12 protein-coding genes are annotated in these 13,217 nt (G+C 67.7%); 8 read left to right on the top strand and 4 right to left on the bottom strand.

Features of this window, described 5'->3' with window-relative positions:
- Window positions 1-33: 33 nt before the first annotated feature.
- The 4 genes from BAU06_RS23160 to BAU06_RS23145 all read left to right on the top strand — a co-directional run bounded on the left by BAU06_RS23160 (window position 34) and on the right by BAU06_RS23145 (window position 5,390).
- On the top strand, window positions 34-1,236 hold the full coding sequence (locus tag BAU06_RS23160; RefSeq protein ID WP_231933944.1) for a muropeptide transporter: 1,203 nt from the start codon (window positions 34-36) through the stop codon (window positions 1,234-1,236).
- Between the two features lie 109 nt (window positions 1,237-1,345).
- On the top strand, window positions 1,346-2,227 hold the full coding sequence (locus BAU06_RS23155; protein ID WP_066356175.1) for a universal stress protein: 882 nt from the start codon (window positions 1,346-1,348) through the stop codon (window positions 2,225-2,227).
- 88 nt (window positions 2,228-2,315) lie between these two features.
- Window positions 2,316-3,170: a universal stress protein gene (locus BAU06_RS23150; protein ID WP_066356173.1), complete on the top strand. Its 855-nt coding sequence runs from the start codon at window positions 2,316-2,318 to the stop codon at window positions 3,168-3,170.
- Window positions 3,171-3,308: 138 nt separating this feature from the next.
- Window positions 3,309-5,390 (top strand): putative bifunctional diguanylate cyclase/phosphodiesterase, encoded by a 2,082-nt coding sequence (locus tag BAU06_RS23145; protein ID WP_066356171.1) that lies wholly within the window; start codon window positions 3,309-3,311, stop codon window positions 5,388-5,390.
- 50 nt (window positions 5,391-5,440) lie between these two features.
- Here the strand turns inward: BAU06_RS23145 and BAU06_RS23140 are convergent, their stop codons facing one another.
- Entirely contained in the window at window positions 5,441-6,223 is a 783-nt protein-coding gene (locus BAU06_RS23140; protein WP_066356169.1) for an exodeoxyribonuclease III, read from the bottom strand.
- Window positions 6,224-6,334: 111 nt separating this feature from the next.
- On the opposite strand from BAU06_RS23140, the gene pyrE reads away from it, so the two are divergent.
- Entirely contained in the window at window positions 6,335-7,015 is a 681-nt protein-coding gene (gene pyrE, locus BAU06_RS23135) for an orotate phosphoribosyltransferase (RefSeq protein ID WP_066356168.1), read from the top strand.
- Window positions 7,016-7,128: 113 nt separating this feature from the next.
- Here the strand turns inward: pyrE and gatB are convergent, their stop codons facing one another.
- From gatB to gatC, 3 genes are read right to left on the bottom strand one after another with little or no spacing between them, the layout of a single operon-like run.
- Window positions 7,129-8,583 (bottom strand): Asp-tRNA(Asn)/Glu-tRNA(Gln) amidotransferase subunit GatB, encoded by a 1,455-nt coding sequence (gene gatB / locus BAU06_RS23130; RefSeq protein ID WP_066356167.1) that lies wholly within the window; start codon window positions 8,581-8,583, stop codon window positions 7,129-7,131.
- 1 nt (window position 8,584) lies between these two features.
- The gene (gatA, locus tag BAU06_RS23125; protein ID WP_066356164.1) at window positions 8,585-10,120 is read right to left on the bottom strand and encodes an Asp-tRNA(Asn)/Glu-tRNA(Gln) amidotransferase subunit GatA; all 1,536 of its coding nucleotides are present in this window, start codon (window positions 10,118-10,120) and stop codon (window positions 8,585-8,587) included.
- 2 nt (window positions 10,121-10,122) lie between these two features.
- Window positions 10,123-10,431 carry an Asp-tRNA(Asn)/Glu-tRNA(Gln) amidotransferase subunit GatC gene (gatC, locus tag BAU06_RS23120; RefSeq protein WP_066356162.1) on the bottom strand — a complete coding sequence of 103 codons (309 nt, stop codon included), beginning with the start codon at window positions 10,429-10,431 and terminating at the stop codon, window positions 10,123-10,125.
- Window positions 10,432-10,646: 215 nt separating this feature from the next.
- Between gatC and BAU06_RS23115 the strand changes: the two genes are divergently transcribed.
- The 3 genes from BAU06_RS23115 to mreD all read left to right on the top strand — a co-directional run bounded on the left by BAU06_RS23115 (window position 10,647) and on the right by mreD (window position 13,208).
- On the top strand, window positions 10,647-11,690 hold the full coding sequence (locus BAU06_RS23115; RefSeq protein WP_057653883.1) for a rod shape-determining protein: 1,044 nt from the start codon (window positions 10,647-10,649) through the stop codon (window positions 11,688-11,690).
- A gap of 80 nt (window positions 11,691-11,770) precedes the next feature.
- The gene (gene mreC, locus BAU06_RS23110; RefSeq protein ID WP_066356156.1) at window positions 11,771-12,670 is read left to right on the top strand and encodes a rod shape-determining protein MreC; all 900 of its coding nucleotides are present in this window, start codon (window positions 11,771-11,773) and stop codon (window positions 12,668-12,670) included.
- 70 nt (window positions 12,671-12,740) lie between these two features.
- A complete protein-coding gene (gene mreD / locus BAU06_RS23105; RefSeq protein ID WP_082988599.1) occupies window positions 12,741-13,208 on the top strand; it encodes a rod shape-determining protein MreD in 468 nt (155 codons plus the stop codon).
- Window positions 13,209-13,217: the final 9 nt, after the last annotated feature.

Raw genomic sequence — 13,217 nt, 5'->3', positions numbered from 1 at the left:
ATTTCTACCGTCCATCTTTATGCCAGCCGCCGCGTGGCGCCCTTGCTGGCGCTGGGATTTTCCAGCGGCTTGCCGCTGGCGCTGACCAGCGGGACGCTGCAGGCCTGGGCCACGGTGGCCGGCGTATCGCTGCAGGACATCGGTTTTCTCACGCTGGTGGGCACCGCCTACACCTTGAAATTCCTGTGGGCGCCCCTGGTCGACCGCTACGCCGTGCCGGTGCTGGGACGGCGCCGCGGCTGGATGCTGGCGACGCAGCTGGCGCTGGCGGCCGGCATCGCCGGCATGGGATTGCTGTCGCCCGACCGGGCCCTGATGCCGCTGGCCCTGCTGGCGGTCGCGGTGGCCTTTTTCTCCGCCACCCAGGACATCGCCTTCGATGCCTACAGCACCGACGTCCTGCACAAGGAAGAACGCGGCGCCGGCGCGGCGGTCAAGGTGCTGGGCTATCGCATCGCCATGCTGGTGTCGGGCGGGCTCGCCCTGGTATTGGCAGACGGCTGGCTGGGCTGGGGCAACACCTATGTATTGATGGGCGGCCTGATGGCGTTGTGCATACTGGCCACCGTCTGGGCGCCCGAGCCCGACCGGCCGGCGCCCTCGCCGCGCAGCCTGGCCGACGCGGTGTCCGAACCCTTGCGCGAGTTCTTTTCGCGGCGCGGCGCCATGGGGCTGCTGATCCTGATCGTGCTGTACAAGCTGGGCGACGCCTTCGCGGGCGCCCTGTCGACCACCTTCCTGCTGCGTGGCGGCGGCTTCACGCCCACCGAAGTCGGTACCGTGAACAAGGTGCTGGGGCTGGGGGCCACCATCGCCGGCGCGCTGGCGGGCGGCTCCCTCATGGCGCGCATGGGCCTGTACCGATCGCTGATGCTGTTCGGCGTGCTGCAGGCCGTGTCCAACCTGGGCTACTGGCTGGTAGCCGTCAAGCCGGGCGTCCTGGCCCTGATGGTGGGCGCCGTCGGCATGGAAAACCTGTGCGGCGGCCTGGGGACGGCCGCCTTCGTCGCCCTGGTCATGGCCTTGTGCCGGCAGGAGTTCTCGGCAACCCAGTTCGCGCTGCTCTCGGCGATGGCGGCGGTGGGCCGCACCTATCTGGCCGGCCCGCTGACGCCCGTGCTGGTCGAGCACGTGGGATGGGCGGCGTTCTTCCTGGCCACGGTGCTGATCGCGCTGCCGGGCCTGGTATTGCTGTATCTGCGGCGGACGGAAATCCGGGCGCTCGACCAGGCTTAGGCGCCATGGCGGTCCGGCCGCGGGATCCAACCGCCGGTCGCGCGGCCTGAGCGCATTGTTTTGCGCCGGCGGCGCGCGATAATGGTCCAAGGCAAACCCGGAGACCTCCATGTCGACGTCCGCGCACCGTCCGTCCGTAGCCCCCATCCTGCTGGCCACCGACCTTAGCGCGCAGGGCGACCGCGCCCTGGACCGGGCCGTGGTGCTGGCCCGCACGCTGGAAACGCGGCTGGTCGCGCTGCATGTGCTGGAGCCCGGCGTGCCCGCTGGCGCGGGTGGCACGCCATCGTGGCACAGGCTTAGCGAAGATCACCGTCTGTGGGCCCGCTATCGCCTGGGCCTGGATCTGGACGGGGCCGGCGTCGATCACGAAATCCGGGTGGAAACGGGCGACGCGGCGGAACAGATCTTGCAGCATGCGCAGGCGTCGGGGTGCGGAGTCGTGGTCACCGGCGTCGGGCGCAATGAGTCGCTGGGCAAGTTGCTGTTGGGATCCACCGTCAGGAAACTGGTGCGGCAATTGGCCGTGCCGGTGCTGGTGGTCAAGAACAGGCCGCATGGCGCCTATCCCAGCGCCGTGGTGGCGACGGATTTTTCACCGGAGTCCGGCCTGGCGCTGCGCCAGGCGGCGCGGCTGCTGCCCGGCACGCCGTTGACGCTGTTCCATGCCTGCGACACCGTGCTGGGCATACCGGGCGATGCGGCCCGCGCGCCCGAGTCGCTGCAACGCGACCTGGACGGCGAGATGCGGCGCTTCCTGGAAGGCATCGCCGATTTGCCGCCCGGTGTGCCGGCGGACACGGCGGTGCGCTATGGCGAGCCCGAAACGCTATTGTCGGATTACGCGTTCCAGTCGCGCTGCGATCTGGTGGTGGCGGGCGCGCAGCGCATGAAAGGGCTCATGGGCGCGATGGTCGGCAGCGTGGCCGAAAGGCTGCTGGAATCGCTGCCCAGCGATGTGATGCTCGTGCGGGGACAGGCGGCGCCGTAGTCGCGCGCCGCCCGGCCGGCCCGAAGAGGCCGCGCCAGACAGAACGAGAATGGACCTTGGGGCGGGGAATCATTCCGGGAGACAAATCATGCATAGCTTTTCGGGGCCCATTCTGCTCGCCACGGACCTGAGCGCGCGTGGCGATCGCGCGCTGGATCGCGCGATGCTGCTGGCCCGGCAGTTCGGTACGTCCGTCATCGCCCTGCACGTCATCGAATCCCAGGTGCGGGCCCTGCTGGCGCCACAGCACCACGCGGGGGAAAGGGAAGCGCAAGCCCGGCGCACCTTGCTGCGCGATCTGGATGGCCTGGATGTGAATGTCGAGGTCATGGTCCGTTGCGGGGACCCGGTGCGCCTGCTGCGCGAGGTCGCCGACGAGAACGGATGCTCGCTCACCGTCGCCGGCGTGGCGCGCGACGAGACGCTGGGCCGCATCCTGCTGGGCACGACCGTGGAAAAGCTGGTACGCGAGTCGACGGCGCCGGTCCTGGTGGTCAAGCGCCGGGCGCGGCGGCCGTATCGCAGCGCCTTGGTGGCCAGCGACTTCTCCGAGGGCGGACGCCCGGCCTTGCGGGCCGCCCTGGCTTTATTGCCGGTGTCCGACATCACGCTTTTCCATGCCTTCGACATGCCTGGCAGCCGCAAGGACGAGGTCACGGCGAAGGGCTTCCAGCGCACGGCGGAAGAGGCCGCGGCGCAGTTCCTGGACAGCACGCCCGAGCTGCATGGCCGGGAGAAACCGCGTATCCAGGTGGCGGCGGGCCTGGCCGAGCGCGTCCTCATCGCCTATGCCGACCAGACCGACTGCGAGCTGCTGGTCACCGGCACGCATGGCGCCACCGGGCTCATGCGCACGGCCATCGGCAGCGTGGCCGACGCCTTGATCGAAAAGGCGCCCTGCGATGTGCTGGTGGTGCGGCAGCTGCCCCGCGCGCAAGTGTAGGTAGACGCGTAAAAATTACAACATTATGTAAATTTTCCTAAATTTGTTTTGGATTTTGCCGATATCCCGTAAACGGTCATTCCCGCCGGACCTCGGGGGGGCGCACCCGCGCCATCAGCCGTTTATCGAGGATCGGAAATGTACGTGGGCAGCTATAACAGCGCGCTGGTGCTGTGCTCGATGGCGGTGGCGGTGCTCGCCTCCTGGACCGCGCTGGACATGGCAAGCCGCACCGCTACCGCGCGCGGCAAGGCGGCGCGCTGGTGGCTGGCCGGCGGCGCCTGCGCCATCGGGGTGGGGATATGGTCCATGCATTTCGTCGGCATGCTGGCCTTCAGCCTGCCCATTCCGCTGGGATACGACTTGTTCCTGACCGCGGCGTCCCTGCTGATCGCCATCGTATCCGCGGCTTTCGCCCTGTGGATGATTTGCCAGGACACCCTGCCGTGGAGCCGCCTGGCGGGCGGCGCGCTGCTGATGGGCGCCGGCGTGGCGGGCATGCACTACACCGGCATGGCCGCATTGCGGATGACGCCGGGCATCGATTACCAGCCGGCGCTGTTCGTGCTGTCCGTGCTGATCGCCGTGCTGGCCTCCGGCTGCGCCATGTGGATCGCCTTCAAGCTGCGCCAGGCGCGCCGCCGGGTCCGGCTGCTGCGGGCCGGGGCGGCGCTGGTGATGGGCGGCGCCATCGTGGGCATGCACTACACCGGTATGGCGGCGGCGCGGTTTCCCTTGGGCAGCCTGTGCGGCGCGGCGCGCGGCGGCGTGGACAGCAACTGGCTGGCCATCGTCATCATCGTCGTCACGCTGTCGGTCATTGCCATCGCGCTGATCATCTCCGTGCTGGACTTGCGGCTGGAAGCGCGTACGTCCGTGCTGACGTCTTCATTGGCGCAGGCCAACGAAGAGCTGACCTATCTGGCCCTGCACGACAACCTGACCAAGCTGCCCAACCGCCTACTGCTGGAAGACCGCCTGCATCAGGCGATGCATACCGCCGCCCGCGAGCGGACGTACTTCGCCGTGATGTTCATGGACCTGGACGGCTTCAAGCCGGTGAACGACGCCTATGGCCATCACATCGGCGATCTGCTGCTGGTCGGGGTGGCGGCACGGATACGCGCCAACGTGCGGGCCCAGGACACCGTCGCGCGCCTGGGCGGTGACGAGTTCGTCCTGGTGACGCAGATCGACGACCCCGCCGACGCCGCGACCGTCGCCGCCAAGCTGGTAAGAATCATCGAGGACGACTTCGACGTGGAGGGGCACCAGTTGCATGTGTCCGCCAGCGTTGGCATCGCCGTCTACCCCGGCGACGGACGGGACCAGCATGAGCTGCTGGCCAATGCGGATGCCGCCATGTATTTCGCCAAGTCGTCCGGGCGCAACACGTACTGCTATTTCGAAGCGTCCATGAACCAGGACGTGCAGAACCAGGTGGAGATGCTGCGCGACCTGCGCCATGCGCTGGCGCGCAACGAGTTGCTATTGCAGTACCAGCCCAAGTTCGATGCGATTTCCGGCGCGGTGATCGGCGCGGAAGCCCTGCTGCGCTGGAACCACCCCGTGCGGGGCATGGTGCAGCCGGCGGTTTTTATCCCCCTGGCGGAAAAGACCGGCCTGATCATCCATATCGGCGAGTGGGTGCTGGATGAAGCCTGCCGGCAGATGAAGTCGTGGAACGACGCCGGCCATCCCGACTGGTCCGTCGCGGTCAACCTGTCCCTGCAGCAGTTCAATCATGCCGGCCTGGTGCAGGCGGTCCGTGGCGCGTTGGCCCGGTACGGCTTGCCCGCGCCCAGCCTGACGCTGGAGATCACCGAATCGACGGCGATGCGGGACGTGGACGCCACCATGGCCAAACTGGAGCAGCTGCACGAGATGGGGGTGAAGATTTCCATCGACGATTTCGGCACGGGCTATTCCAGCCTGATGTACCTGAAGCGCCTGCCCGCCAGCGAATTGAAGATCGATCGCGGTTTCGTGCGCGAACTGGAACGGGATACCGAGGATGCCGCCATCGTCTCGGCCATCGTGGCCCTGGGCCAGACGCTGAATCTGCAGATCGTCGCCGAGGGCGTGGAGACGCAGGAGCAGCAGGAGTTCCTGACGCGGCTGGGCTGCAACTCGCTGCAGGGTTTCCTGCTGGGCCGACCGATGGCGCCGGAGGAATTCCTGCACAGTGTCGCCGGCGTGGCGGGGCGGCGCGTCGCCTAGGCGCGCCGCCCGCCGCGTACGGCGGTCCGGAACAGCGCGGGCGCGACGGGCTACAGGGAGGTGTCGTAGTCGATCGTCAGCGGCGCATGGTCGCTGAAGCGTTCTTCCTTGTAGATCGCGGCCGCCGTGGCGGTGGCGGCGATCTCCGGCGTGGCGATCTGGTAGTCGATGCGCCAGCCCACGTTCTTGGCATAGGCCTGGCCGCGGTTGCTCCACCAGGTATAGGCTTCTCCGGTCGTCTCGGGGTGCAGGCGGCGGTAGACGTCCGTCCAGCCCAGGTCGGCGAATACCTTGGTGAGCCAGGCGCGCTCCTCCGGAAGAAAGCCGCTGTTCTTCATGTTGCCCTTCCAGTTCTTCAGGTCGATTTCCTGGTGGGCGATGTTCCAGTCGCCGCACAGGACTACCTGGCGCCCGCATTTCACCAACGTGGCCAGGTGGCTGTAGAAATGCTCCATGAAGGCGAACTTGGCGGTCTGGCGGTGTTCGCCGCTGGAGCCGGAGGGCAGGTAGACCGAAATAATGGAGTGGCGGTCGTAGACCAGTTCCAGGTAGCGGCCTTCGCTGTCGATCTCGGGGACGCCCAGCCCTTCGATTACCTGCAGCGGCTGGGTGCGGGCATAGATCCCCACGCCGCTGTAGCCCTTTTTTTCCGCGTAGTGGAAGTAGCCATAGAGGCCCGGCGGGTTCAGCATTTCCAGCGTCATGTCGGCGGCCTGGGCCTTCAGTTCCTGCAGGCAGATGAAATCGGCGTTCTGTTTGGCGATCCAGGGGAAAAAGCCTTTGTTGGCGGCGGAACGGATGCCGTTCAGGTTGGCGGAGATGATGCGCAGCATGGCGGAGGGGAAGTTGGAACAAGGCCGCTAGCGTACTCGAAATGGCTGTCCGCCGCGGAGCAGGCATAATTCCGGTTTCCGCCGATTTCCCCCCGTTTTTCCGGTGACCGTATGACCGCTTCCGCCGCCCCTTCCGTCGAGTTTGTCCGTTTCGCCCTGGACCAGGGCGTGCTGCGTTTCGGCAGCTTCAAGGTCAAATCGGGGCGCATCAGCCCGTATTTCTTCAACGCCGGCCTGTTCAGCGACGGCGCCTCCATGAATCGCCTGGGCGCCTTCTACGCAGGGGCGCTGCTGGATTCGGGCCTGTCCTTCGACATGCTGTTCGGGCCGGCCTACAAGGGCATCCCCCTGGCCACGGCGACGGCCATGGCGCTGGCGGCCGATCCCCGCGCGGGCGGCCGCGCCATCCCCTTCGCCTACAACCGCAAGGAAGCCAAGGACCATGGCGAGGGCGGCGTACTGGTGGGCGCGCCGCTCAAGGGCAAGGTGGTGATCATCGATGACGTCATCACCGCCGGCACCTCGGTGCGCGAGTCCGTGGACATCATCCGCGCCGCCGGCGCCGAACCGGCGGCGGTCCTGATCGCGCTGGACCGCATGGAGCGCGCGGGACCGGACGATGCGCTGTCCGCGCACTCCGCCGTGCAGGACGTCGCGCGCACCTACGGCATCCCCGTGGTCAGCATCGCCTCGCTGGCCGATATCCTGAAGCTGCTGGACAATGCGGCGGACTTCGCCGAGCACCGGCAGGCGGTGCTGGCCTATCGCCAGAAGTACGGCGTCACGGCCTGAGAGATCGGCGCGTGACGCCCGGGCCGGCCAGTCCCGGGCGGCTCGGCCCGGGCAGGTGACCCCTGGGGTCAGCCCCGGGCGGGTCAGCCCCGGGCAGGTCAGCCCCGGGCGGGTCAGCCCAGCTTCTGCTTCAGCAGCTCGTTGACTTGCTGCGGATTGGCCTTGCCCTTGGCGGCCTTCATGATCTGGCCGACCAGGCTGTTGAAGGCCTTCTGCTTGCCGGCGCGGTATTCCTCTACCACGGCAGGGTTGGCCGCGAGCACCTCGTCGATCATGGCGCCGATGGCGCCGGTGTCGCTGATCTGCTTCAGGCCGCGCGCTTCGATGATGGCGTCGGGCTGGCCGCCTTGCTCGCCTGCCCACATGCCGGCGAAGACCTCGCGGGCGATCTTGTTGGAGATAGTGCCGTCCAGGATGCGGGCGATCAGCGCGGCCAGCGCGGGCGCGGCCACGGGCGATGCCGCCACGTCGATCTCGGAACGATTCAGCGCCGCGGCCAGTTCGCCCATGATCCAGTTGGCCGCCTGCTTGGCCTGGCCGTCCGGCAGGGCACGCGCCACGGCTTCGAAGTAATCCGCCATGCCACGGCTGGTGGTGAGCTGCGCGGCATCGTATGCGGACAGGCCGTACTGGCTTTCGAAGCGGGCGCGCTTGTCGGCGGGCAGCTCTGGCATGGTGGCGCGCACTTCGTCGACCCAGGCCTGGGAAATTACCAGCGGCGGCAAGTCCGGATCCGGGAAGTAGCGGTAGTCGTGCGCGTCTTCCTTGCTGCGCATGCTGCGCGTTTCGTCGCGGTCCGCGTCGTACAGGCGGGTTTCCTGCACGACCGTGCCGCCGTCCTCGATCAGCTCGATCTGGCGCCGCGCCTCGTAGACGATGGCGCGTTCCAGGAAGCGGAAGGAGTTGACGTTCTTGATCTCGGTGCGGGTGCCGAATTCCTTCTGTCCCATGGGGCGCACCGATACGTTGGCGTCGCAGCGGAACGAGCCTTCCTGCATGTTGCCGTCGCAGATGCCAAGCCACACCACCAGGCTGTGCAGCGCGCGGGCGTAGGCGACGGCCTCGGCCGCGGAACGCATTTCAGGCTCGCTGACGATTTCCAGCAGGGGCGTGCCGGCGCGGTTCAGGTCGATGCCGCTGGCCGGCGCGCCGTTGGCCAGGTGGAATTCGTCGTGCAGCGACTTGCCGGCGTCTTCCTCCAGGTGGGCGCGGGTCAGGCGCACCGTCTTGGGCGTTTCGCCGACGAAGAAGGAAATCGTGCCGCCGCTGACCACCGGGATCTCGTACTGGCTGATCTGGTAGCCCTTGGGCAGGTCGGGGTAGAAGTAATTCTTGCGCGCGAAGATGGAGCGGGGCGCGACCTGGCCGCCGACGGCCAGCCCGAAGCGGATGGCGCGTTCCGCGGCGGCGCGGTTCATGACCGGCAGGCTGCCGGGCAGCGCCAGGTCCACCAGGTTCGCCTGCGTATTGGGCGCGGCGCCGAAGCGGGTGCTGCTGCCCGAAAAAATCTTGGATTCGGTGGAAAGCTGGGTATGCGTTTCCAGCCCGATGACGATTTCCCATTCCATGTCAGTTGCTCCACCGCGCTACGCGCTGGTGCCAGTCCGTCACCTGCTGGTAACGGTCGGCGATGGCCAGCAGGCGGCCTTCGTCGAAATAGTTGCCGATGATTTGCAGGCCGACCGGGCGCCGTTCATGCGCGCCCGTGCCGAAGCCGCAGGGCACGGACATCGCCGGCAGGCCCGCCAGGCTGACGCCCAGCGTGTAGACGTCGGCCAGCCAGTCGGCGGTCGGGTCGTCGCGGTTTTCGCCGATGTTCTTGGCCACGGTGGGCGCCACCGGCCCCATGATGACGTCGCACTGCGCCAGCGCGCGCTGGAAGTCCTGCGCGATCAGGCGGCGCAGGCGCTGCGCCTGCAGGTAGTAGGCGTCGTAATAGCCGTGCGACAGCACGTAGGTGCCGATCAGGATGCGGCGGCGGACTTCGTCGCCGAAGCCTTCCGCGCGGGAGCGGCTGATCATTTCGGTCAGGTCGCCGTACTGCGCCGCGCGGTGGCCATAGCGCACGCCGTCGTAGCGCGCCAGGTTGCTGGAGGCCTCCGCCGGCGCGATGACGTAATAGGCCGGGATGGCCAGTTCGGTGCGCGGCAGGGAAATTTCCACGCGCCGGGCGCCGAGCGCCTCGAATTGGGCCAGGGCGGCCTCCACGGCGGCGCGGACTTCGTCGGTCAGGCCGTCGCCGAAGTATTCCGCCGGCACGCCGATGCGCAGGCCGTCCAGCGGCTTGGCGCCGGCCGCGTCATGGGCGGCCTGGGCGGCGTCGAAATCGCGCCTGACCCGGCCCGGCTCGTTGGCGTCCTTGCCGCAGCGTTCCACGCTGGTGGCGTCGCGCGGGTCGAAGCCGGCCATGGCGTCGAGCAGGGCCAGGGCGTCGCGGCTGCTGGCGGCCAGCGGGCCGGCCTGGTCCAGGCTGGAGCCGAACGCCACGATGCCGAAGCGCGAGACCGTGCCGTAGGTCGGTTTGATGCCCGTCACCCCGCACAGGGAAGCCGGCTGCCGCACGGAGCCGCCGGTGTCGGTGCCCGTGGCGGCCGGCACCAGCCGCGCCGCCACGGCGGCCGCCGATCCGCCGGACGAGCCGCCGGGCACGGCGTCCGTGTCCCAGGGGTTGCGCACGGGGCCGTAGGCGGAGTTCTCGTTGCCCGAACCCATGGCGAACTCATCGCAGTTCAGCTTGCCGATGGACACGGCGCCGGCCTGCCGCAGGCGTTCCACCACCGTGGCGTCGAAGGGGCTGACATAGCCTTCCAGCATGCGGCTGCCCGCCGTGGTGCGCCAGCCGCGGGTGACGAAGGCGTCCTTGTGGGCGATGGGCACGCCGGTCAGGGGCCCCGCCGTGCCGTCGGCCAGCGCGGCGTCGGCCGCGCGCGCCTGTTGCAGGGTCAGCTCCGGCTCGATGTGCAGGAAGGCGTTCAGCGTCGAGGCGGCCTGGGCCGCTTCCAGCGCGCTGGAAGCGAGTTCGACGGCGCTGACCTGGCGCCGGTCCAGGGCCAGGCGCAGCGCGGCGATATCGGCGAATTCGGTATGCAGGGCGGGTTTGGTCATGGCTACTCCAACACCTTGGGGACCAGGAACAGCCCGTCCTGCGCTTCGGGCGCATTGCTCATCAGCGCCGCGCGCTGGGTTTCGGAACCGGCTTCCGTGACGGCGTCGTCGCGCAGGCGCAGCGCCACATCGTCCAGCGCGGACAGCGGATGGGCCATGGGCTCGACCCCCTGGGTGTCTTCCTGTTGCAGGCGCTCGATGATATGCAGCATGCCGTTGAGCTCTTGCAGCGCGTGCGCGCGCCTCTCGGGGGTGAGCTCGATTCTGGCCAGCCGGGCGATGCGGGCCACGTCTTCTTCGTTCAGCGCCATGGGAGTGTAAAAAGTGTGGAGGCGCCGGCGCCGCCGTTACATGGCAGCCCAGCAGTGGTTACAAAGCCTGGAATAGCCGGGATTTGCGGCCTATTTCCCCTGAAATTATAAGTTATCATTCACGGTTTAATCGCTGCACCCGCAGGCGCGCCGTTCTGGCTGGCGTCCGGTCGCAGTCATGTCCCAAATTCTCTGATCTAGCTGAGCCTATATCCATGTTCGGATTCCTGCGTAGTTATTTTTCCAGCGATATGGCAATCGACCTCGGCACGGCCAATACGCTGATCTACGTTCGCGGCAAAGGCATCGTGCTGGATGAGCCATCCGTAGTCGCGATCCGCCACGAAGGCGGCCCGAACGGCAAGAAAATCATCCAGGCCGTCGGCCACGAAGCCAAACAGATGCTGGGCCGGGTGCCCGGCAACATCGAAGCCATCCGCCCCATGAAGGACGGCGTCATCGCCGACTTCACCGTCACCGAGCAGATGCTCAAGCAGTTCATCCGCATGGTGCATCCGCGCAACATGCTGGCGCCCAGCCCCCGCATCATCGTCTGCGTGCCCTGCGGTTCCACCCAGGTGGAACGCCGCGCCATCCGCGAATCGGCCCTGGGGGCGGGCGCCTCGCACGTCTACCTGATCGAGGAACCCATGGCCGCCGCCATCGGCGCCGGCCTGGCGGTTTCCGACGCCAGCGGCTCCATGGTGGTGGACATCGGCGGCGGCACGACCGAAGTCGCCGTGATTTCGCTGGGCGGCATGGTCTACAAGGGTTCGGTCCGCGTCGGCGGCGACAAGTTCGACGAAGCCATCGTCAACTACATACGCCGCAACTACGGCATGCTGATCGGCGAGCCCACGGCCGAGCTGATCAAGAAGCAGATCGGTTCCGCCTTCCCCGGTTCGGAAGTCCGCGAAATCGAAGTGAAGGGCCGCAACCTGGCCGAGGGCGTGCCGCGCAGCTTCACGGTGTCGTCCAACGAAATCCTGGAATCGCTGACCGACCCGTTGAACCAGATCGTGTCGGCGGTGAAAATCGCCTTGGAGCAAACGCCCCCCGAACTCGGCGCGGACATCACCGACAAGGGCATCGCGCTGACCGGCGGCGGCGCGCTGCTGCGCGACCTGGATCGCCTCCTGCAGGAAGAAACCGGCCTGCCGGTGGTGGTGGCGGATGATCCGCTGACCTGCGTCGTGCGGGGTTGCGGCGAAGCGCTCGAGCATCTGGAAAAGCTCGGCGCGATTTTCATCAACGACTGATTCATGCCCCTGGCCGCGGCCGCTTTGCCTGAGCGGCTACGGTGGGCGGCCGGCACCGGGCCATAAGCCCGTGAGTATCCATGCCCCAACTTAACGCCACCACACCGCGGCTGTTCCGACATGGCCTGCCCGCCGAGGCAAGGCTGGCCATCCTGGTCGTTCTGGCCCTGGCGCTATTGGTGGGCGATTCGCAATGGCGCATGCTGGAGCCCGTGCGGCGCGCCGTCTCCGTCGCGCTGTATCCCTTCCAGCGCGCCGTGCTGCTGCCGCGCGACATCGTGCAGCAGGTCAACGAGTGGTACAACGCCGCCAACCTGGTGCGGTCGGAAAACGAAGCCCTGCAACGCCAGCGCATCGAACTCGCGCAGGTCGCCACCCACGCGGCACAGCTGGCCGCGGAAAACGCCCAGCTGCGCCGCTTGCTGGGCGTGACCGACACCCTGGCGCAGCAGGCGGTGGTCGTGGAAGTGCTCTACGAGCCGCCCAACGCCTTCAATCAGCGGCTGGTATTCAACAAGGGCAGCAGGCAGGGGCTGGCGCCGGGCATGCCGGTGATCGACGAAGGCGGCGTGGTCGGCCAGATCGTGCGCGTCACCCCCATGACGGCCGAGGCGGCCCTGGTCACCGATGAGCAGGTCTCCATCCCCGTGCAGATCCTGCGCAACGGCTTGCGGCTGATCGCGTTCGGCAGCAACCAGCCGGGGCGCATGGAAGTGCGCTACCTGGCCGCGAACGCCGACATCAAAGAGGGCGATACTATTATCACCAGCGGCGTGGGCGGCCTGTTCCCGGCCGGCCTGCCGGTGGCCAAGGTGACCAAGGTGGAGCGCGATACCGCATCCGGTTTCGCGCGCGCCATGGCCGAGCCGCTGGCCCATCCGGAACGGTATCGCCACTTCCTTGTTTTGCAGGTCGACGTCAAGCGCGCCGAAGTCAACCGCCAGGAGGCCGATTCCAGTGAGTCCGATAAACCGGAGTGAACCCCGCTCGGTGGTGCGTCCGCGCCGGACGGTCGAGCCGGAACGGGTCGCGCGTCCGGCCCACGCCGTCATGGTGTGGGGCTCGGTGCTGCTGGTGTGGATGATCTCGCTGCTGCCCTGGCGCCTGTGGGCGCAGGCGCCCGACATCCTGATCCTGGTCATCGCCTTCTGGTGCGTGCACGAGCCGCGGCGCATCGGCATGGTCACCGCCTTCGTGTTCGGACTGCTGATGGACGTGCATGACGCCGGCGTGCTGGGCGGCAATGCGCTGTCCTATACCCTGGTCGCCTACGGCGCCGTCATCCTGCATCGCCGGCTGCAGCGCTTCGATCTCTGGAGCCAGGCGATGCACATGCTGCCGATTTTTTTCGTGGCGCGGCTGGTCACCGTCCTGATCAAGGCCTGGATCGCCGGCAGATGGCCCGGCTGGGACTGGGCGGTGGGCGCGGCCCTGACGGCGGCCCTCTGGCCCCTGGTCGGCTGGCTGCTGCACCTGCCCACGCGCGGCGCCGACGATGCCGAATCGGCATCGGTCTGATCGTCTTTT

The organism is Bordetella bronchialis (genome assembly GCF_001676705.1).
Taxonomy (GTDB): Bacteria; Pseudomonadota; Gammaproteobacteria; order Burkholderiales; family Burkholderiaceae_B; genus Bordetella_C; species Bordetella_C bronchialis.
The sequence above is the reverse complement of the archived record's forward strand: the minus strand, read 5'-3'. Positions and strand labels throughout refer to the sequence as shown.

Bases quoted from the DNA above. Each gene is read 5' to 3' on its own strand.
- BAU06_RS23155 (WP_066356175.1), top strand. From the start codon at position 1,346: ATGTCGACGTCCGCGCACCGTCCGTCCGTAGCCCCCATCCTGCTGGCC.
- BAU06_RS23150 (WP_066356173.1), top strand. From the start codon at position 2,316: ATGCATAGCTTTTCGGGGCCCATTCTGCTCGCCACGGACCTGAGCGCG.
- BAU06_RS23145 (WP_066356171.1), top strand. From the start codon at position 3,309: ATGTACGTGGGCAGCTATAACAGCGCGCTGGTGCTGTGCTCGATGGCG.
- BAU06_RS23140 (WP_066356169.1), bottom strand. From the start codon at position 6,223: ATGCTGCGCATCATCTCCGCCAACCTGAACGGCATCCGTTCCGCCGCC.
- pyrE (WP_066356168.1), top strand. From the start codon at position 6,335: ATGACCGCTTCCGCCGCCCCTTCCGTCGAGTTTGTCCGTTTCGCCCTG.
- gatB (WP_066356167.1), bottom strand. From the start codon at position 8,583: ATGGAATGGGAAATCGTCATCGGGCTGGAAACGCATACCCAGCTTTCC.
- gatA (WP_066356164.1), bottom strand. From the start codon at position 10,120: ATGACCAAACCCGCCCTGCATACCGAATTCGCCGATATCGCCGCGCTG.
- gatC (WP_066356162.1), bottom strand. From the start codon at position 10,431: ATGGCGCTGAACGAAGAAGACGTGGCCCGCATCGCCCGGCTGGCCAGA.
- BAU06_RS23115 (WP_057653883.1), top strand. From the start codon at position 10,647: ATGTTCGGATTCCTGCGTAGTTATTTTTCCAGCGATATGGCAATCGAC.
- mreC (WP_066356156.1), top strand. From the start codon at position 11,771: ATGCCCCAACTTAACGCCACCACACCGCGGCTGTTCCGACATGGCCTG.
- mreD (WP_082988599.1), top strand. From the start codon at position 12,741: ATGGTGTGGGGCTCGGTGCTGCTGGTGTGGATGATCTCGCTGCTGCCC.